This window comes from Pseudoalteromonas sp. CH_XMU1449-3 (genome assembly GCF_037027245.1).
In the GTDB taxonomy this organism is placed as follows: domain Bacteria; phylum Pseudomonadota; class Gammaproteobacteria; order Enterobacterales; family Alteromonadaceae; genus Pseudoalteromonas; species Pseudoalteromonas shioyasakiensis.
The window spans coordinates 125,162-144,201 of sequence record NZ_JAYMDY010000012.1 but is presented as its reverse complement, the minus strand read 5'-3'; the positions used below and the strand labels follow the sequence as shown (position 1 = coordinate 144,201).

18 protein-coding genes and 1 pseudogene are annotated in these 19,040 nt (G+C 41.9%); 10 read left to right on the top strand and 9 right to left on the bottom strand.

Features of this window, described 5'->3' with window-relative positions; genetic code table 11:
* From tuf to WA256_RS15420, 3 genes and pseudogenes are all read left to right on the top strand, one after another.
* A pseudogene (gene tuf, locus WA256_RS15430) lies at window positions 1-184 on the top strand (elongation factor Tu); the annotation flags it as partial.
* A 465-nt stretch (window positions 185-649) separates the two neighbouring features.
* Entirely contained in the window at window positions 650-1,285 is a 636-nt protein-coding gene (locus tag WA256_RS15425) for a hypothetical protein (RefSeq protein WP_251603923.1), read from the top strand.
* A gap of 67 nt (window positions 1,286-1,352) precedes the next feature.
* Window positions 1,353-1,667: a hypothetical protein gene (locus WA256_RS15420; RefSeq protein WP_335992578.1), complete on the top strand. Its 315-nt coding sequence runs from the start codon at window positions 1,353-1,355 to the stop codon at window positions 1,665-1,667.
* A gap of 60 nt (window positions 1,668-1,727) precedes the next feature.
* Here WA256_RS15420 and WA256_RS15415 read toward each other — a convergent pair whose 3' ends face one another.
* On the bottom strand, window positions 1,728-3,368 hold the full coding sequence (locus WA256_RS15415; protein WP_335992577.1) for an endonuclease: 1,641 nt from the start codon (window positions 3,366-3,368) through the stop codon (window positions 1,728-1,730).
* A gap of 347 nt (window positions 3,369-3,715) precedes the next feature.
* Here WA256_RS15415 and WA256_RS15410 point away from each other — a divergent pair, with 347 nt between their 5' ends.
* The 5 genes from WA256_RS15410 to WA256_RS15390 all read left to right on the top strand — a co-directional run bounded on the left by WA256_RS15410 (window position 3,716) and on the right by WA256_RS15390 (window position 9,439).
* Window positions 3,716-5,530 carry an assimilatory sulfite reductase (NADPH) flavoprotein subunit gene (locus WA256_RS15410; protein WP_062566682.1) on the top strand — a complete coding sequence of 605 codons (1,815 nt, stop codon included), beginning with the start codon at window positions 3,716-3,718 and terminating at the stop codon, window positions 5,528-5,530.
* Between the two features lie 48 nt (window positions 5,531-5,578).
* Window positions 5,579-7,276 (top strand): assimilatory sulfite reductase (NADPH) hemoprotein subunit, encoded by a 1,698-nt coding sequence (gene cysI, locus WA256_RS15405; RefSeq protein WP_138625208.1) that lies wholly within the window; start codon window positions 5,579-5,581, stop codon window positions 7,274-7,276.
* Window positions 7,277-7,314: 38 nt separating this feature from the next.
* On the top strand, window positions 7,315-8,055 hold the full coding sequence (locus WA256_RS15400; RefSeq protein ID WP_335992576.1) for a phosphoadenylyl-sulfate reductase: 741 nt from the start codon (window positions 7,315-7,317) through the stop codon (window positions 8,053-8,055).
* Window positions 8,056-8,155: 100 nt separating this feature from the next.
* Complete coding sequence (locus WA256_RS15395; protein WP_335992575.1) at window positions 8,156-8,884, top strand: substrate-binding periplasmic protein; 729 nt, start codon at window positions 8,156-8,158, stop codon at window positions 8,882-8,884.
* Between the two features lie 12 nt (window positions 8,885-8,896).
* Window positions 8,897-9,439, top strand: a complete 543-nt coding sequence (locus tag WA256_RS15390) for a DUF4124 domain-containing protein (RefSeq protein ID WP_062566678.1) — start codon at window positions 8,897-8,899, stop codon at window positions 9,437-9,439.
* Here the strand turns inward: WA256_RS15390 and WA256_RS15385 are convergent.
* The 5 genes from WA256_RS15385 to WA256_RS15365 all read right to left on the bottom strand — a co-directional run bounded on the left by WA256_RS15385 (window position 9,436) and on the right by WA256_RS15365 (window position 14,838).
* A complete protein-coding gene (locus WA256_RS15385) occupies window positions 9,436-9,681 on the bottom strand; it encodes a hypothetical protein (RefSeq protein ID WP_130167794.1) in 246 nt (81 codons plus the stop codon). The two genes, WA256_RS15390 and WA256_RS15385, sit on opposite strands and share 4 nt — an antisense overlap.
* An 81-nt stretch (window positions 9,682-9,762) precedes the next feature.
* Entirely contained in the window at window positions 9,763-10,650 is an 888-nt protein-coding gene (locus WA256_RS15380) for a hypothetical protein (protein ID WP_130167795.1), read from the bottom strand.
* Between the two features lie 352 nt (window positions 10,651-11,002).
* Window positions 11,003-13,753: an aconitate hydratase AcnA gene (gene acnA / locus WA256_RS15375; protein ID WP_335992574.1), complete on the bottom strand. Its 2,751-nt coding sequence runs from the start codon at window positions 13,751-13,753 to the stop codon at window positions 11,003-11,005.
* 220 nt (window positions 13,754-13,973) lie between these two features.
* Window positions 13,974-14,393 carry a hypothetical protein gene (locus WA256_RS15370; RefSeq protein WP_250659713.1) on the bottom strand — a complete coding sequence of 140 codons (420 nt, stop codon included), beginning with the start codon at window positions 14,391-14,393 and terminating at the stop codon, window positions 13,974-13,976.
* A gap of 70 nt (window positions 14,394-14,463) precedes the next feature.
* Window positions 14,464-14,838: an RNA-binding S4 domain-containing protein gene (locus WA256_RS15365; RefSeq protein ID WP_250660362.1), complete on the bottom strand. Its 375-nt coding sequence runs from the start codon at window positions 14,836-14,838 to the stop codon at window positions 14,464-14,466.
* 235 nt (window positions 14,839-15,073) lie between these two features.
* Between WA256_RS15365 and WA256_RS15360 the strand changes: the two genes are divergently transcribed.
* Both WA256_RS15360 and WA256_RS15355 read left to right on the top strand, forming a co-directional pair.
* A complete protein-coding gene (locus WA256_RS15360; RefSeq protein WP_062566674.1) occupies window positions 15,074-15,361 on the top strand; it encodes a hypothetical protein in 288 nt (95 codons plus the stop codon).
* A gap of 57 nt (window positions 15,362-15,418) precedes the next feature.
* On the top strand, window positions 15,419-16,081 hold the full coding sequence (locus WA256_RS15355; RefSeq protein WP_269408543.1) for a hypothetical protein: 663 nt from the start codon (window positions 15,419-15,421) through the stop codon (window positions 16,079-16,081).
* On the opposite strand, the gene WA256_RS15350 is transcribed toward WA256_RS15355, so the two are convergent.
* Genes WA256_RS15350 through glnL form a run of 3 tightly spaced genes read right to left on the bottom strand, consistent with a single transcriptional unit; the run spans window position 16,078 to window position 19,036 of the window.
* Entirely contained in the window at window positions 16,078-16,536 is a 459-nt protein-coding gene (locus tag WA256_RS15350) for a cyclic nucleotide-binding domain-containing protein (protein WP_054563446.1), read from the bottom strand. The genes WA256_RS15355 and WA256_RS15350 overlap by 4 nt on opposite strands.
* A gap of 25 nt (window positions 16,537-16,561) precedes the next feature.
* Entirely contained in the window at window positions 16,562-17,947 is a 1,386-nt protein-coding gene (ntrC, locus tag WA256_RS15345) for a nitrogen regulation protein NR(I) (protein ID WP_062566672.1), read from the bottom strand.
* 18 nt (window positions 17,948-17,965) lie between these two features.
* Window positions 17,966-19,036, bottom strand: a complete 1,071-nt coding sequence (gene glnL, locus WA256_RS15340) for a nitrogen regulation protein NR(II) (protein ID WP_062566671.1) — start codon at window positions 19,034-19,036, stop codon at window positions 17,966-17,968.
* Window positions 19,037-19,040 lie beyond the last annotated feature (4 nt).

The following is a 19,040-nucleotide window of genomic DNA, read 5'->3' as shown; positions in this document are numbered from 1 at the left end:
TACAACTGACGTAACAGGTGACGTACAGTTACCAGACGGCGTTGAAATGGTAATGCCTGGTGATAACATCAAGATGACTGTAGAACTAATCTGCCCAATCGCGATGGACGAAGGTTTACGCTTCGCTATCCGTGAAGGTGGTCGTACAGTTGGTGCTGGTGTTGTTGCAACTATCGTTGAGTAATCAACTATAGTGATGCATCAAGCATTAAGAAAAACCCGAGCTTAGTCTCGGGTTTTTTTATGTGTGAAAAAAGCCATCAGCTGTCAGCTTTCAGACGTCAGATTCGATCGGTGGGGTTGTTTAGTGTGGTGTCTCACTCAGCATTTGCCCTGTTCATTCTTCGGGTAGGTTGGTTTGAGCGCAGCGAAACCCAACAAATCCATGTAAACCTTTTCTTTGGTAAACCCAAACCACATTAAAGCACTCCCAAGGTTATGCTTGACCTAGAACCTAGAACCTAGAACCTAGAACCTAGAACCTTTACCCTCGCTAACTCGCAACTTTCCTATGAACTAATTCACTCATTTAGCACTCTTAAAAATAAAACGAGGCGCTTGGGTGTTAAAAAGGAATTACAAAGCATGGATCATCTCAATTACGTTACATGCTGTGCTTTTATTGCTATTTACTCGATATGGAAAGTCTGTGAAACTCCCCGCTGTCGCTGAACCGCCAAAAGTAATCAACGCGTATGTGAGTGTTGATTTAACTTCATTACCTAGCTTGCAGAAAATCCAAGAAAAACCTTCACCTGAGCAAACAGAAGGAATGCCTGAAGAGGCTAAGTCTTTGCCGAAAAAAGAAGAAACTTCGCATAATAGCTCTCAGCAGATAAGTGATACTAAAGTAATTAATCCCACAATAAATGGGACGAAAAAAGTTATCACTGAGATAGTAAAGCCTATTCAGACAGCTGAGAATTCAAAAATAGCCGAAGAGCCTTTTAAAAAGCTCAACCCTTATGCGCCAATCCCACAGCTTAATTTTGAAAATGGTTCTGCTAATGCGTCTTTATTTGGGCAGGATGAAGCCGCTAATGATAAATCGCCTACAGGTAGGGTTACAGTGCCTGCACAATTAACCGTCTCTGATAAAGCAACTGTCGTTTGGCAAAATGGCGATGGCAGCAAGCGTATCGAGGTGCTAAATGGCATGTGTTACGGCATAGATTTTAATTCGGTGTTTGGTAAATCTGGAGTGCCAAGTGGATCGCCCAGACCCTGTGAAGATAAAGAAGCAAAACTATTTAAAGAAATAATGAATAAGTGGAGTAAAAAGTAATAACAAAACACTTTACCTCAACTTAACTTGAGCTTTTAAAGTAGCGTTTTTTGTAATGGATATCGCTATGAACTCACTAGAAAACTATTTATTAAGCCTACAAATCAATTGCTATCACACATCAGTGATGCAGGTTTCTCAAGTACAAATGCGTATTTGGCAGTCATTACAAAATAGTTCTAGTTATGCAAATAGCGTAATCGAAGAATTTGAATTAAGCGGACAACCTCTTAGTTATCAACATGCCGCCCTATTTACGCTGGTTTTACAGCAGCTCGGTTATAAAATAAAGCCAACAGAAGAAAATACTTTGTCGGTAAGGCATAACCATTTGTTACATGACATTCGTCTTGTTGAGCAGTTAAACCCTAATGAGGCTTAAGTCATGTTTTATCGTATAAAAAGGCACTTAGCCGAAACTAAGTGCCTTGGCTTAACGAAGTTACCAAATCATTTCTACAAATTCTGGGTGATCCACAAATGGGTTGCGGTTACCTTGATGTTCATAAGCGGCTTGGTTACGGTCAAGCTCTAATTGGCTAACGGGATCCTCGTTATGCCACTTTAATAACATAGCAACGACCCAGCTCTCAAAAACCTGATTAGATGAACCATTCAGTACAGCGTTACTGTAAGTTGTGTTGTTTTGCCATGAGCCAATCACGTTTTCATAGCGTGTTGCCATATAGAAATAGGCTCTTGCAAAGTCACCTTTAAACTCATCGATAGGTTCAAAAACCGTTCCTGAGTAATTTAATGTGCTAGCAGCGCTGCCTAATTTACTGCCGTTACTAGAGGTATAGCTTGCACTAGCTACTTCACCAAATGGGTAATTACTGCGTTTTGAATTGACATAACCATCAGTGGCAAAAATGTGATGTACGTCTGAATTCATTGGCTCAACTGTTCCACCAAACCAACTTTTCGGGAAAGAATGCTCACGGTTGTAGCAATCTGCTTCGCTGTTGTATGTACCACATTGATCGCTTACTGCAACATAGTTGTAGCTGTCTTGGCCTGCAGGGTTTTCTGAATAACGGTCTAAAATAGAGTTGTCGTTTTCAAAATACTTATCGCGTGAAGCAACATCATAAAAACTCCAAATCGCAGAATAGCCCTGCGAGTTGTGACCTTTGATAATGTTGTATAGCTCTGTTTTCAGTGCATAACCACTAAGGCCTTGCGTTGTAACATAGTATCCCGTTGGCTCTGTTGGGGTTGTACCACCCCCGTCACCGCCGCCTGAGCTATCACCTAAACTAAACGGCGTAGCTTCTGAGCTTTGGAAGCTTGCACCACTGGCAAGTACTGTTTGACCGAACGAAAGGCTATAGCTACCGTTACCGTAAGAGCAGCATATGCCATCACCATAGCTATCAAAAATAGTAAAGGTATAGTCACCATCAGTTAAGCATGCTTGCTCACTGTATTGAGTATTTGCTGCATAGCTGCCGCCTGATGCTACTGCACTACCTTGGCTATTGGTGATTTGCCAACTGGTTTCTTCCCCATAATTATCGGTAGTGAGGGTTAAAGACACTTGGTTATCGGCGCAGCTGCCCGTAGGTGGTGGAGTTGAGTCTGTGTTTGGTGCAAAGTTATCTACATAAACGACTTCGCTGCCATCAAAACCAGTTACATCGTAAAAGCGCAGGCCAACATTAATTGATGTGGTCGCAGAGGCTGTGTACTGATAACTGATTTGTTGCCATTGATTGGTTAATGCTGAGTTAGAATAACCTTGATAGCCATCAACTACTAAGCGAGCTTTTACGCCACCTTCTGTATGGTAAACCCAAGCAGAAAACTCATAACTTTCACCCGCCACTACCTCTACTAATTGTTGTAAATCGGTATTACTTTGGGTGCCAGTATTAACCACGACTTGTGCTGAGTAATTACCTGAGTAAACCACATTAGTATTAGCGCTAAGACTAATACCGCTATCAATAGTGCTCCAGCTTGCAGGGGTATTTGCTGACCAGCTTTCGAAGTCGGCGTTACTAACATTTGCCAATGCTGAACTTGCTAAACAAAGTAAGCTACTGGCTAGCATATATTTTTTACATGTCCCGTGTGACATTGTATTTTCCTTTTTATATTTTAATAGTTTTTGCTGTTCTCAAAATGAACACAGCGAGTATAGGCTAATTGGCTTATGTTGCAATAATGTTAATTAATAAAAGTTTCTTATTTGGGAATTTTTGCTTTTAACATGCTTTTTTTGGATAAATACTAAATTAATAACTAAATGGAATATCAAAGCAGATTCTATTCTTTTTTAATCGTCTCAGACCTCGTTATTCTTCACGCTCAGATAAACCTTTAAAGCATTTCTATTGGGTCTTTAAAGTCGAAAAAATTGTTCGCGAAATGACAGTAGCAAGTTCGTTTCGCAGTTAACTTTTCAGGGTTACGAGGAATAAATTCATGTTGTTAAGTCAACTAAATGCAGCGGCGAGCCCGCTATCGCAAGAGCAAGTACAGAAGCTGCAAGGCTTAGTGGCTGAACTTAATCCAATTCAGCAAGCGTGGGTAAGTGGTTACTTAGCTGCGAATGCCAACGCAGGTGCATTAACCGGTGGTGTTGCTGCCACTCCAGCTGCAGGTGATGCACCGCCGCTAACTATTTTATACGGCTCGCAAACGGGTAACGCAAAAGGCGTGGCGAGCAAGTTAAAAGAGCAGGCAGAGTCGCGCGGTCTAACTGTTAAGCTAGTAAACATGGCTGACTACAAACCAACAGCCCTGAAAAAAGAAAAGTTTATCACGGTTGTTGTTTCAACCTACGGTGAGGGTGAGCCACCAGAAGACGCTGAAAGCCTTCATGAATTCTTAACAACTAAAAAAGCACCTAAACTAGATGGTGTTAAAGTGGCTGTGATTGGCTTAGGTGATTCAAGCTACGAGTTCTTCTGCCAAACAGCAAAAGATTTTGAAGAGCGTTTTAACAAGCTTGGCGCAGAAACTATTTTCCAGCGTGCTGACCTAGACGTTGATTACGATGATGAAGCAGCTAAGTGGATTGATGGTGCACTTGATGCGTTTGAGCCTGATCTTAAAGCGCAGCAACAAGCAAGTGGTGGTCAAGTTGTGGCCATGCCATTTGGTGCAGCGGCACCAGCAGCAAGCCAATACACCAAGCAAAACCCATTTGCTGCAGAACTAAGTGTTGTGCAAAAAATTACCGGTCGTGATTCAACCAAAGATGTGCGTCATGTTGAAATCTCATTAGAAGGTTCAGACATTACCTATACACCGGGTGATTCGCTAGGCGTTTACTTCTTAAATGACGAAGCGCTTGTTGATGAAGTACTTACGCTTACACAAATCGATGCATCTAGCACGGTTAAACTTGGCGACGAAGAACTAAGTGTTCGTGATGCATTAATCGAAAAATTAGAATTAACTCAGTCATACCCAGGCTTTGTTGAAAAATACGCAACAGCAACTGGCAACCCTGATTTATTAAAGTTAGTTGAAGATAAAGCGGCAATGCGTGAGTACATCGAACCTCGCCAAATCTTCGATATTATTCGTCAAAACCCAGCTCAGCTTGAAGCACAAACCTTAGTAGACTGCTTACGTAAGCTACAAGCTCGTTTATATTCGATTGCATCCAGCCAAGCTGAAGTTGAAGAAGAAGTTCACTTAACTGTGGGTCTGGTTGAGTTTGATGCATTCGGTAGCGAGCATTTAGGTGGTTGTTCTGGCTATTTAGCACGTCGTGCTGAAGAAGGCTGCAAAGTAAAAGTATTTAGCGAGCATAACGATAATTTCCGTTTACCGGCTAATGATGAAACGCCAATTATCATGGTAGGTCCGGGTACGGGTATTGCACCATTCCGTGCGTTTTTACAAGAGCGTGATGCTCGTGAAGCAAGTGGTAAAAACTGGTTATTCTTTGGTAACCCACACTTTACTCAAGACTTTTTATATCAAGTAGAAATTCAAGGTTACTTGAAGTCAGGTTTACTGACAAAAGTGGATGTGGCGTTTAGCCGTGACCAAGCGGAAAAAGTATATGTTCAAGACAAACTTCGCAAAAACAGCCAAGAAGTATTTGCTTGGTTAGAAGCGGGTGCTCATTTCTATATCTGTGGTGATGCAAACCGTATGGCGAAAGATGTTCATCAGGCGCTTGTCGACATTATCAAAGAAAATAGCGGCAAAGATGATGAACAAGCTGAGCAATATTTAAAAGATTTACGTAGCGCAAATCGCTATCAGAAAGACGTGTACTAATCACGTTTAAAGCTAACAGCCGTCACTGTAACAAATTTAGGAAATACCATGAGCGAACAAGACAAAAACGTAAAGCTTTCTGATAACGAGCGTTTGAAAAGAGAAAGTAACTTTTTACGTGGCACAATTGAGCAAGATTTAAAAGACGAGATCACAGGTGGTTTCACTGCTGATAACTTCCAACTGATCCGTTTCCACGGCATGTACCAGCAAGATGACCGTGATATTCGCCCTGAGCGCGCTAAACAAAAATTAGAGCCGTTACATAATGTAATGTTACGTGCTCGTATGCCTGGCGGTATCATCAAGCCAGAGCAATGGTTAGCGATTGATAAGTTTGCTGAAGAGAAAACCAGCTATGGCAGTATTCGTTTAACCACGCGTCAAACGTTCCAGTTCCATGGTGTGCTTAAGCCAAATATTAAAGGCATGCATCAAATGCTCAATAGCGTGGGAATTGACTCAATTGCAACGGCGGGCGACGTAAACCGAAACGTATTATGTACAACGAACCCAGTTGAATCTGAGCTTCACCAAGAAGCGTACGAGTGGGCAGCGAAGATCTCTGAGCACCTATTACCAAAAACTAAAGCATACGCTGAAATTTGGTTAGATGGTGAAAAGAGTGAAACCACTGAAGAGCCAATTTTAGGTTCAACTTACTTACCACGTAAGTTTAAAACCACAGTAACAATTCCACCGAACAATGAAGTGGATGTGCATGCGAACGACTTAAACTTTGTGGCAATTGCAGAAAACGGCAAGTTAGTTGGTTTTAACGTGTTAGTGGGTGGTGGTCTTGCGATGACTCACGGTGATACAGCAACGTATCCTCGTAAAGCGGATGACTTTGGTTTTATCCCACTTGAGCACACCTTGAAAATTGCTGAGCACGTGGTGTCTGTACAACGTGATTGGGGTAACCGTTCAAACCGTAAAAATGCAAAAACTAAATACACACTTGACCGTGTAGGTTCTGATGTATTTAAAGCTGAAGTTGAAAAACGTGCCGGTGTTCAATTTGAGCAAAGCCGCCCGTATGAGTTCACTCACCGTGGTGACCGTATCGGTTGGGTTGAAGGTATTGATGGTAAGCACCACTTAACGCTGTTTATCCAAAGTGGTCGTATTTTAGATTACCCAAATCAACCTCTTAAAACAGGCTGCCGTAAAATTGCTGAAATTCACCAAGGTGATTTCCGCATGACTGCAAACCAAAACTTGATCATTGCAGGTGTTCCGGCTGATCAAAAAGCGGTAATCGAAGAGATCGCTCGCAACCATGGCCTGATTGATGACAGCCATACAGAGCAGCGTAAAAACTCAATGGCGTGTGTGGCATTACCAACGTGTCCGTTAGCGATGGCAGAAGCTGAGCGTTATTTACCAAGCTTAATTGAGAAAACAGAAGCGTTATTAGCTAAGCACGGCATCAGCGATGACAACATCATTATGCGTGTTGTGGGTTGTCCGAATGGCTGTGGCCGCGCAATGTTGGCAGAAGCGGGTCTGGTTGGTAAAGGTCCAGGAAAATACAACGTGTACTTAGGTGGTAACCGTGAAGGCACGCGTATTCCAAAACTGTATTTAGAAAATGTTGGCGAAGACGTATACCTAGACGCATTCGATAAGCTAATTGGCCAATGGGCAAGTGAGCGTAATGAAGGTGAGTGTTTTGGTGATTTTGTAATTCGCAAAGGCATTGTTGCTGAAGTTAAAGTTTCAGTAACTGATTTTCACGCATAATTTTATAAGCGACACCGCTTTAAGGTTTGGAATTAACCATGAGTGAATTTAAAAACATCTTAACGATGAGCAAAGAAGACCAAACAGCCATGCTGGCTGATATAAATGGTCTTCTGGCTGATAAAAGCGCAGAAGAGCGTGTTGCATGGGCACTTGAAAACTTACCAAGCACACACTTTTTGTCGTCGAGCTTTGGTATTCAAGCGGCGGTGATGTTGCATTTAGTGACATCGCAGCAGCCAGATATTCCTGTGGTACTGACTGACACTGGTTATTTGTTCCCTGAAACCTATCAGTTTATCGAGCAAATGACGGAGCGACTATCGCTTAACCTTAAAGTTTATAAAGCTGAGCTAAGCCCTGCGTGGCAAGAAGCAAAGTTTGGTAAACTTTGGGAGCAAGGTGAAGCTGGCATTAAGCAGTATAATCAACTGAATAAAGTCGAGCCTATGAGCCGCGCATTAAACGATTTGCAAGCGGGCACCTGGTTTAGTGGTTTGCGCCGTGACCAATCATCAAGCCGTGCTGATAAGCAAATTGTTGAAATCAGCCGTGGTACTGTGAAAGTGTATCCACTTATTGAGTGGAACAACCGCGATATTTATCAGTATCTAACTAAGCATGATTTGCCATATCACCCACTTTGGGAGCAAGGTTATGTATCTATGGGCGATGTTCATACAACCCGTAAACTTGAGCCTGGCATGACAGAAGAAGAGACACGTTTCTTTGGTTTAAACCGTGAATGTGGCTTACATATTGATGGTGATGGTATCTAATCCTAAATTCCTATCAGAATTTTCTCAAAGCGCAGCTTAGCCTGCGCTTTTTTTGTGCTATTTATATACAATCTCAGGCTTAATTCTATGAGAGAAAATTATGAGTCGTGTTGTTGCTTTTTTATTGTTGCTATTAATTGCGCCTTTAGTGCGAGCTGAAACCTTGCAGGTTGCGTTGTATGACACAGATTATCCCCCTTATCACTTTGCTGACAGTGGTCATAAAGGGCTTGTTGATGAGTTATTAATTCGTTTTGCTGAGAAATATAATCATGATATTCGATACATGCTGGTACCAGAAGTGCGTTCACAGCACTTACTTGATGCAGGTAAAGTCGATGTACGCTTAGAGTCTGAGCAATGGTATCGCGGAAATAAGCAATACTATTGGAGTGATAGCATTGCAGTAGTAGAAGATATTTTAGTGATGCCGAGTGGTTGTCATATTCCAGCAATTGATGAACTCGGCGGTTATGTGTTAATGGCCCGCTTTGGTTATACCTACCCGAAATTTGAAGCATTGTTTGCTGCTGGCAAGTTGCACCGTGAAGACTTTTACTCTGAAATAGATATGCTGAAGGCTTTAGTTGATATGCAGCAAAATCAACGTGTTGCTGTTATCGCAAAAAACACACTGCAGTGGTATGCCTCAAAAAATAATGCCTTTAAAAAATTTACGGTAAGTGATTACAGTGTGGGCAAAGCGCCAATGCAATTACAGTTTGCTTATAATGAAAAAGGGAAGCGTATGAGCGAGCAATTTAATGAATTTATGAAAAATCTTAAATCATCCGGTGAATTTGCTAAGATTGAGAGTAACTACCAATAATCGGTAAATCGAATGATTAAGCGTTTTTGTTACCTTGCCGTTATGCTGCTACTAACCAGTGTTGCGCTACTGTTTTACATTAAAAAGCCAGACGGTAAACCTTACCTAGAGCTGAGCATGTTCGAGCGTTACTCAGACAAAGTAAGTGGCGATGTGAGTGATTTTGCTTCGCAAAGTGCCGATACACTTACCAGCCAAGCAAAAAAGCTCACTGAGAAGTTGAGCTTGAGCAAAGACGCAAATTCATCTGTCGTCGTGTATAAATGGCAAGATGAACATGGTCAGTGGCACTATGCTGATACCCCTCACCCTAATTACGTAAGTACTGCGGTAAGTTTAGATCCTAACGACATAACAGTGTTACCCGCAGAGACATTTCAAGCTGATGAAGAGCAACCAGCAACCGTTAAAACTGACGAAACATCTTCAACGCTTGGCGTATACGACCCTAAAAATGTACAAAAGATGATGCAAGACGCTGAGCAAGTAAAACAGCTTATGGAGCAACGTAACAAGCAACTTGAACAGCAGCTTAAAGAGCAAGGTGGAAATTAGCTCTGTTTGTTCTGTGCTTTGAGGTCACTTTCCATTTTCATCAGTAAAATAGTGAGATAAATTTTGGTAGGCAAAGAGAATAGCACACCAACGGCAATACACGCTGCGCTGATCATAATGCCATGTATACCCATACTATCACTTAAGTAATTACCAGCTAATAAAGAATGCCCCAATATAATTAGGCAAATACCTAAAATAATAAAGGTTTTTAAGATTCGAATGATAGTTTGTTCGGTCATACAAGCACCTCACTTTAGCCTTAATTAAAGTGTAGGTGCTGTTGTCATTAATAGGATTGTTCTAAATCAAGCAATTGTCGGTTATTTGTCCAACTTTACTGGGCCGTTGATGTTATCGATACTTAAATCACCTGAACCCGCTTCGATAATTGTCAGGCCGAGTGTGTCATCCACATAAATGCTGCCAGAGCCATCGGTAATGGTAACCAGCCCTTTGATTTGTCTTACATCTATATCACCAGAGCCATCTTCGATAGTAAGCGCACCAGCCAATGTTTTAATGCTGATACTACCTGATTCATCAATAATACGTGCAGGGCCTTGGCTGTTTTCGATGCGGATATCACCAGAGTCATCTTCAATATCAATACGCCCTTGCCCTTGGTCTATCATAATTGAGCCAGAATCGTCATCAATGCTGATATTGCCGCTGACATTGCTAATGCGAATATCCCCCGAGTCATCATCAATATTAATAGTGCGACCACCTTCGATCACAATTGATCCTGAGTCATCATCAATGCTGATATCGTTTTGCATTGCACGTATCACGATATCACCTGAGTCATCATCGATATCCAAGTTAAGGGTACTAGGCACAGAGACGATTAAATCAATATGAGGTGATGAGCCACTGTAAAACGATAAGCTACCATTATTGAGCTTACTGATAAGCTCTGCGGTGTCGCCGTGCTTTTCGAGGGTTAGTGTATAAGTCTCATCGCCTTTAGCCGCATAGATATTAGCATTCACTGTGATAGCCGTGGCGTTATTGTCGCCTTTGATGATCAGTGAACCGGCTTCGGCATCGATTTTTAGCTCGTTTATATTGGCAGCAGAAATGCTTAAGTCTTGTTGTTTTTGTTCTGCGATTTGACCCGGAGAGACATGAATAACACAGCCCGTTAATAATAAACTTGATGAAATGGCCGTTGCGCAAATTGCGCGTTTGAATGATGCAATAGTCATATGGATTCCAAAATTATTGTGATTGTTATCTGGTTAGCATTTGCAAACTATGGTCCAATTTTAACATGCTGATTTTTATGTGCTTTTCATTTTTTGTAAATAAGTGTGTTGGTCTAAACTGCAATTTATACCAATTCGCTTAATTAAGTGGTCTATTTTGAGGCAATAAAACCTCGTTGATAACAAGGCAAAAATTTCGTTATTTAGTTTGTTCTAAATCAGAAATTTTTAACGCAGGTAGCGACAGGTTTAATCCCTCAAAATGATTAAGTATTATTGCGGATTGGTATTACTGGTGTTTTAAACAAAAAAAGGGGCTGAAAATTCAGCCCCTTAGTTAACTTAAAAGCAATTACTGCTCAGCCAGCATATTACGCAATACATACTGTAAAATACCGCCATGTTTGTAGTAATCCCACTCTTTAGGGGTATCTATACGCACATCAACACTAAAGCTAATTTGTTTGCCTTCACTGCTAGTGGCAATCACACTGACTTCATTGGTTTTGTCGTATAAGCCTTCAAAGTCGAATGACTCTTGGCCGGTTAGACCCAGTGACTCATAGCTTTCACCTTCTTTAAATTGTAGGGGTAAAACACCCATACCAATCAGGTTTGAACGGTGAATACGCTCATAGCTTTGTGCAATAACGGCTTTAACACCAAGTAAAAGTGAACCTTTAGCAGCCCAGTCGCGTGATGAGCCTGTGCCATATTCGGCGCCCGCTAAAATAATCAGAGGCGTGCCATCTTGCTGGTATTGCATCGCTGCATCATAAATACTGGCGAGCTCATCGCTTGGTTGCATGCGGGTCACACCACCTTCGGTCCCCGGTGCTAATAGATTACGTAAACGCACATTCGCAAAGGTACCGCGCATCATTACTTCGTGGTTACCACGACGCGAACCATACGAGTTAAATTGTGCTTTTTGCACGCCGTGTTCTTGCAAGTAAAGACCTGCTGGGGCATCCGCTTTAATCGCACCTGCTGGCGAGATGTGGTCAGTGGTAACTGAGTCACCTAATTTTGCTAAACAGCGCGCACCACTAATGCTCGGAATACCAGGAGGCTCAATCTCCATGCCATCAAAGAAAGGTGCTTTTTTGATGTAGGTTGACGCATCATCCCAATCATAAAGTTTGCCATCAGGAATTTGAATTTTCTGCCAACGATCATCACCTTGATACACATTGCCATAACTTGATGCGAACATTTCTTTGGTTACAGTTTCGCGGACGAGCTCGTTTACTTCACTAACACTTGGCCAGATATTTTTTAGATAAATGTCATTACCATTAGGGTCTTGCGCAAGCGGCTCATTGTAAACGTCGATATCTGTACGACCCGCAATTGCGTATGCAACCACAAGGGGTGGTGACGCTAAGAAGTTCATTTTCACATCTTGGTGAATACGCCCTTCAAAGTTACGGTTACCCGATAAGATAGAGCTTACAACCAGTTTATGCTTTTGAATTGCATCGGTGATTTCATCAGCTAGTGGGCCTGAGTTACCGATACAGGTTGTACAACCATAACCGACAAGGTTAAAGCCTAAGGCATCTAAGTCATCCATTAAGTCGGCTTTTTTCAAGTAATCAGTCACCACTTGTGAGCCTGGAGCAAGTGAGGTTTTAACCCATGGCTTAACCTTTAATCCTAATTGTTTGGCTTTTTTAGCCACTAGGCCAGCAGCTAAAATAACACTTGGGTTTGACGTGTTTGTACAACTTGTAATTGCAGCAATGACACAAGCGCCATCATTAAGCTCAAACTCTTCGCCTTTAAAGTTAACCTTAGCTGCGCCCATAAACTGTGCTTCGTTTACTGGCTCATCAGGGTTGGTGGTTGGGCCTTCATCTTCAATGCGCGCCTCTTGAACATCGCTTTTATCGCGATGTTGCATACGTTCTTCTTGAAAGCCTTTTAAGTGCTCACCAATAATGCTACCTGCTTTATCAAGGGCAATTCTATCTTGCGGACGTTTAGGTCCGGCAAGGCTTGGCACGACATCATCAAGTGATAATTCAAGCGTATCTGTGTAGTGAGCTTCATCGCCAGGGTTACGCCATAAGCCTTGGTGCTTAGCATAGTCCTCGATGAGTTTAAGTTGCTTGTCATCGCGGTTTGTTAAACGTAGGTAGTTAATGGTTTCATCATCAATTGGGAAAATACCGCAGGTTGCACCATACTCAGGCGCCATGTTTGCGATAGTTGCACGGTCTGCAAGCGGTAAATCAGCAAGACCATCACCATAAAACTCAACAAATTTACCCACTACGCCATGGTTACGCAGCATTTCTGTTACGGTTAGTACCAAGTCTGTTGCAGTTGTGCCTTCTGGCAGGCGACCATTGAGCTTAAAGCCAACGACCTGTGGAATAAGTAAGCTGATTGGTTGACCAAGCATTGCGGCTTCGGCTTCAATACCACCCACACCCCAGCCTAATACCCCAAGACCATTTATCATGGTAGTGTGCGAATCGGTTCCGACTAGGGTATCTGGGTAGGCGAGTGATTTACCATTTTTACTATCGTTAAATACCACGCGGGCTAAATATTCTAAGTTAACTTGGTGTACGATGCCGGTTGCTGGTGGCACGACTTTCAAGTTATCGAAGGCAGTTTGCCCCCAGCGTAAAAATTCGTAACGCTCTTTGTTACGCTCATATTCAAGTTTCGCATTTAAGTCGAATGAGCCATCTTCACCGTAGCCGTCAACTTGCACTGAGTGGTCAATAACAAGCTCAGCAGGTGACAGCGGATTAATTTTTGCAGGATCGCCGCCAAGTTTTTCCATGGCATCACGCATCGCGGCTAAATCGACAATGGCGGGTACGCCGGTAAAATCTTGCATTACAACGCGAGCAGGCGTAAACGCTACTTCTGCTGATGGTTTCGCTTGAGGGTCCCAGTTTAGTAAAGCATCGATATCTTGCTTTTTAATATTAACGCCATCTTCATTGCGCAACAGGTTTTCAAGTAAGATTTTTAGAGAGAATGGCAGACGTTTTGCTTTGTCGCCTAAACCTTGTAAAGAGTGAATATGATATTGCTCACCATTAATCGTAAGCTGTTTTTGGGTATCAAAACTGTTATTCATTATTTGCCCCTGTGGTTTGAGCAAGCAATTTGGCTTGCTTTGTTGTTTCCTTTTCGAAATAGACACAGTGTTGTTGCAAACTTAATACCAGCTGAGAAATTCATCTAGCTGATGAAAAAATATGCTACCTAATATAGTTGCTGCTGATGTGATTTATTTCAAGGGAAGGAGGCAGATAAAAAGGGTAGTCACTTTAAACTACCCTCAGAAATAAGTGTTTTTAGTTAAGCCAGTTATGTTGTTTACCTTTATGACTAATAAACAGTAATAGTAAACCAATAACGATAACACACAATGGCATTGCTAATGCGCTAGTACCAAACATAGCAAGGCTATCTATCACCACAAAATTATAATATTGCTGGACTAATACGGCGATAAACGAGATTAAAAATAACTCGCGCGCAAGGGCTTTTTTTGCCAGTAATAAGATGCTCGCGAAGCTTGCTGCAAACACGGCTATCGCAAAGGCAGTCGTTGACCAGAGCGGTATGTCGCGGTATGCGGCTTGTTGTGCTTCGGGGAGTTGGTTAATCATTTCGGGTGTGATCAACAGTTGCATTACGAACGCAATGACACCTAAAAGATTCCATACAAGGGCTGCCCAAGCAAGCGGCTTGAGCCAAGCTGGAGGGTTCATAAATCACCTTTTATTGTTGTTATAATCGCATTCAATTAAAGGTGATTTATGCTAACTAAGCAAGCTCTAGTTAACCAAACGAGATAGGGCGGCGACCGGTTTTTTCGTCTACTTTTGGCTTTTTAGTACGTTTACGCTTTGATTTTTTTGGCGCTTCTTCAGCGCTTTGTGGTTGTGCTTTTTGTACAGGTTCCGGTGGGCGAGGATTTGGTGTTGCATCTTCGCTTAGTGTCAGTTGGAACAACTCACCATCGAATGCCAATACGTCACCACTGTATAATTTTTTCCGTTTTATTGTACAAATTTCATAGTTAACCCCAACATAACCTTCACCAATTAAGGCTTTTGCTTGGCCGCCTGTTTCGACTAGGTCGAGCACTTTTAGCAAGTTACATAACTCTATTGGCTCTTCTTCTAGTTCAATTTCGATGAAATTTTCGTTCATGTTGGTCTCTCTTAATTCAATCGCAGCCATTATAAAGCCTAGCACTCAATTGAACCAAGATTAAATTTTTAAGCTCTTCAAGCGGTTAAAATTTGCAGCAATAAATAATCTGACATTTTTATAAACAGTAAAAAAACTGCAGTATTTACTGGGTACACTGCGCGCGTTTGGAATTGGTGTACAAATTGCTAAATGCATGTCCGTTTCATTTTTTATTCGTTCAGGAGAAGTTGTAATGGGCGTAAGATCAGCGCTAAGAAAAGAGTTAATGGGTTTGCAAGATTCGTCATTGCTTGCTGCAGATGATGTGCGAGCTTTGTTAACGCAAACAATTAAGTCTCAGCCTGAAAAATCAGAACAAGGTTTTGCGTTAATTTCGCGCTTTAATGATAACCATAGCCAGTTAAGTTCAGGTGAAACAAACAAAGAAAAGCTGCTTCAGCATCAAACTCACCGTTTATTTAAAGATATTCTATATACCCGTCAAAGTGTTAATAGTTGGCTAAAAAAACATCTTAATTAATTGATTTATTGTTTTTCTCACTTTAGACTACATTTGTAATCCAAAGTGAGAAAGAACATGAAAAGGATAATTTCAGCAGCCATATTTTTAATTTTGGCAGGTTGTCAGCAAGCTACAGTCTACGTATACACAGAAAACCTTGAACAGTCGCAGTTGCAATCATTAGAGCAAGCATTAGATAAACAAAGCTTACCCTATGAATATACCCAGCTTCCTGTACCAAGAGAGTTTACTGATGCAACCTTAATGCTATCGAGCGATAAAATTCTCACTCATGAAGCCGAGCAACTAGCTGAAATTATGCAGGGACTGGGTTATCAAGCTGAAATTAAGTACACCACAGATGCCAATCACTTTTACAATCATGGCAATATTGGCTTTTACTTAAGAGCTAAAAATATCACCACCAGTTTTACTATGCCGGCTCGTGTACTCACCACTGGATGCGTTGAAGACAAGTATAATGATCTTGCAGTTACATTTAATGATAAGCAGGCGCACTTTACCCTTACAAGTGGTAGAAAAGTCTCCCTAGATTGGGATTATTTATATGGCTACCTAGTCATTTATTATAAAAATTATTCGCAAACATACAGTCATTTAACGCCAGAAGTGAGCACTCCTTTTGGTATGAAACCATCAGATACTTACCGTTACACGGCACGTGTTAATAGCCCAAGTTGGTTAAATTGCTCATTACAAATTGTGTATATGGACTAGCTTCGCGACTCAAGGTAATTACTAAGCTTAGTAATACGCTCACTCATGCCTTCGATGATGCGATCTTTAATTTTCTCACGGATCACATTGGGTAAGCGGGTGAGTGCTTCAGGGGAAATAGCTAACAAAATGGTATCGACTCTAGCGCGTGCGCTGGTACTGTGCTCTCGGTTATTGATAAAAGCACCTTCACCGATAAATTCACCGGGCTCAATGGTACCAAGTTCGAGTAAATGACTTTGTTTGAATACCATCAGTGATCCGCTTAGCACGATATAAAGCCGTTTATCAGCATCGTATTGTTTAAAAACAGCCCGGCCTTGTTTGACCAAATATAAATGACTGAATGACTCTAATAACACTTGTCGTTCACTGAGAGTAAACTCTCTAAAGAACGACAATCTGTTAATAATTTCCATTTGTTTAATTAGTGGAATGTGCTCGATTAACTTCATTGACTCACATAGGTATAGCGCGAAATTAGCTAATATTGCGCTCTTTTAGCTTGCGGGTCAATGTATTGCGGCCCCAACCAATCTTCACTGCGGCTTCTTGCTTGTGGCCAGCACAGTTGGCAAGGGCGGTTTTAATCAAACGAGTTTCGAGTTGTGCTTGAATGGCAGGCCAAATATTTTCTTTGCCTTGTTTAAGTTCAAGGTTAAGCCATTGTTGAAATGCATCCAGCCAATCACCTTCTTGCTCAGTCGGTGCAACAGCAACAATCTCTGGTGGTAAATCTTGCTCGCTGATCAGTTCACCCGGTGCCATAACCGTTAACCAGCGGCAAGTATTCTCTAATTGGCGCACGTTACCTGGCCAATTGAATAAGCGCAGTTGCTCAGTAGCTTTAGGGCTTAAAATTTTGCTTTCAACCTGCAGCTCTTTGGCGCTTTTATGTAAAAAGTGCTGTGCTAGTCGTTCAATATCTTCAGTACGCTCACGTAGCGCGGGTAAGCGTAAACGCACCACGTTTAAGCGATGGAATAAGTCGTCACGAAACTTACCTTGTTTTACCAAGTCTTCGAGGTTTTGGTGCGTTGCAGCGATAATACGTACATCAACTTTAATACTTTGATGACCACCAACACGGTAAAACTCACCATCGGCTAACACGCGTAATAAACGCGTTTGTACATCGAGCGGCATATCACCTATTTCATCTAAAAATAAGGTGCCGCCATTCGCTTGTTCAAAACGGCCTTTACGAATACTGTCGGCTCCAGTGAACGCGCCTTTTTCGTGACCGAATAACTCTGACTCGACCAATTCTTTTGGAATGGCAGCCATATTCAAAGCTATAAATTGGTTTTCTTTACGAGGGCTGTGGTTATGCAGGGCACTTGCAACTAGCTCTTTACCTGTCCCTGACTCACCATTAATCAGCACGCTCATACTTGATGCTGATAATTTACCAATTGCCCTAAACACCTCTTGCATAGCAGGCGCTTCGCCTATGATATGCGCATTGGTTTGTGGTGCTTGCTTACGTTTAGTTTTTTTCGTTGAATTAGCACGGCATGCGCTTTCAACCAGCGCGACAGCTTCATCTAAATCGAACGGTTTAGCGAGATACTCAAATGCCCCTTTTTGGAAGGCATTCACCGCCGAGTCTAAGTCTGAGTGAGCGGTCATGATGATCACTGGCAGGCCAGGGTTTTGCTCAGCAATAGTCTCAAGTAACGCCATGCCGTCCATACCCGGCATTCGTACATCAGATACTAATACCGTTGGCTGGCTAAACTTTAATGCATTAAGCACATCTTGTGCGTTCGCATAGCTTTCAGTTTCAAATCCTGCACGTGCCAACGCTTTCTCTAGTACAAAGCGAATTGAGGCATCATCATCAACTAACCAGACTGTTTTCATGACTACTCCAAAAAACCATTAATCCGTAAAAGGCAAATAGATATTAAATTCTGTATGGCCTGGCCAACTGTCACAATCAATGTGGCCGTCATGTTGGTCAACCAAGGTTTGCGCTATCGATAAACCAAGCCCTGATCCATTTTCTTTGTTGGTGATCATTGGGTAGAACAAGGTTTCACGTAAGCTCTTGTCTATACCTGGGCCGTTATCCGAAATTTGGATCAGCAAGGTTTTTTTCGGCGCCTTACCTGGGCGCCTGTGTTGATGATTGATGCGGGTTTTTATTCTTATCTCGCCACCATCAACCAGTGCCTGTTGTGCATTACGAATAATGTTCAGTACCACTTGTTGAATTTTACTTTGGTCAATGTACACACTCGGTATACTTGGATCATAGTCTTTCACTAAAGTGATATTGGCATTGTTATCTAACATGCTCAGTTTAATCACTGACTCTAACGCTTGGTGAATGTTGCCATAGGATTTATGTGGCAATTGATTCGGACCAAGTAAGCGGTCTACAAGCTCGCGTAAACGGTCTGCTTGTTCAATGATTAATTCGGCACATTGATCACGTTCTTGCTGATCAACCTCATACTGCAATAATTGCGCCGCTCCGCGAATTCCACCTAAAGGATTTTTAATTTCGTGTGCTAAACCACGAATTAGGTTACGTGCTGCTTGATATTGATGCATTTGATTCGAAGCTTGATCGTGGCGTATTTCATCATCCATTTGGCGGCATTCAAACAAAATATAATTTTCATCATGGCTGCTTATTCGGCGCGTGCTAATAGTCAGTTTGGCATGGCGTGAATCGACGAAAACCACGTCAGCTCTATGCTGGTGGCAATCAACACCATCGAACAACGAATACTGAGCAATGCGTTTTAAGTCTATCGAGTGGTAATTGAATAGGTTATCGAACGGTTGGTTGATAATGCGCTTGGGCCCTAAACCTAAAAGCTCACTGGCGCTATCGTTTGCATAAACCAGTTTAAAATCTCGGTCGAGTAAAATGACAGCAGTACTTAAATTTTTCCAAATACTGTCGAGCAGTTCAGAGTTAAAATGTGTTTCACTGAGCATGGTT

Bases quoted from the DNA above. Each gene is read 5' to 3' on its own strand.
- WA256_RS15350 (WP_054563446.1), bottom strand. From the start codon at position 16,536: ATGAAGTTAATCGAGCACATTCCACTAATTAAACAAATGGAAATTATT.
- WA256_RS15400 (WP_335992576.1), top strand. From the start codon at position 7,315: ATGAGTGAATTTAAAAACATCTTAACGATGAGCAAAGAAGACCAAACA.
- WA256_RS15360 (WP_062566674.1), top strand. From the start codon at position 15,074: ATGGGCGTAAGATCAGCGCTAAGAAAAGAGTTAATGGGTTTGCAAGAT.
- WA256_RS15410 (WP_062566682.1), top strand. From the start codon at position 3,716: ATGTTGTTAAGTCAACTAAATGCAGCGGCGAGCCCGCTATCGCAAGAG.
- cysI (WP_138625208.1), top strand. From the start codon at position 5,579: ATGAGCGAACAAGACAAAAACGTAAAGCTTTCTGATAACGAGCGTTTG.
- WA256_RS15385 (WP_130167794.1), bottom strand. From the start codon at position 9,681: ATGACCGAACAAACTATCATTCGAATCTTAAAAACCTTTATTATTTTA.
- ntrC (WP_062566672.1), bottom strand. From the start codon at position 17,947: ATGAAAACAGTCTGGTTAGTTGATGATGATGCCTCAATTCGCTTTGTA.
- WA256_RS15365 (WP_250660362.1), bottom strand. From the start codon at position 14,838: ATGAACGAAAATTTCATCGAAATTGAACTAGAAGAAGAGCCAATAGAG.
- WA256_RS15355 (WP_269408543.1), top strand. From the start codon at position 15,419: ATGAAAAGGATAATTTCAGCAGCCATATTTTTAATTTTGGCAGGTTGT.
- WA256_RS15420 (WP_335992578.1), top strand. From the start codon at position 1,353: ATGAACTCACTAGAAAACTATTTATTAAGCCTACAAATCAATTGCTAT.
- WA256_RS15370 (WP_250659713.1), bottom strand. From the start codon at position 14,393: ATGAACCCTCCAGCTTGGCTCAAGCCGCTTGCTTGGGCAGCCCTTGTA.
- acnA (WP_335992574.1), bottom strand. From the start codon at position 13,753: ATGAATAACAGTTTTGATACCCAAAAACAGCTTACGATTAATGGTGAG.
- WA256_RS15395 (WP_335992575.1), top strand. From the start codon at position 8,156: ATGAGTCGTGTTGTTGCTTTTTTATTGTTGCTATTAATTGCGCCTTTA.
- glnL (WP_062566671.1), bottom strand. From the start codon at position 19,036: ATGCTCAGTGAAACACATTTTAACTCTGAACTGCTCGACAGTATTTGG.
- WA256_RS15390 (WP_062566678.1), top strand. From the start codon at position 8,897: ATGATTAAGCGTTTTTGTTACCTTGCCGTTATGCTGCTACTAACCAGT.
- WA256_RS15380 (WP_130167795.1), bottom strand. From the start codon at position 10,650: ATGACTATTGCATCATTCAAACGCGCAATTTGCGCAACGGCCATTTCA.
- WA256_RS15415 (WP_335992577.1), bottom strand. From the start codon at position 3,368: ATGTCACACGGGACATGTAAAAAATATATGCTAGCCAGTAGCTTACTT.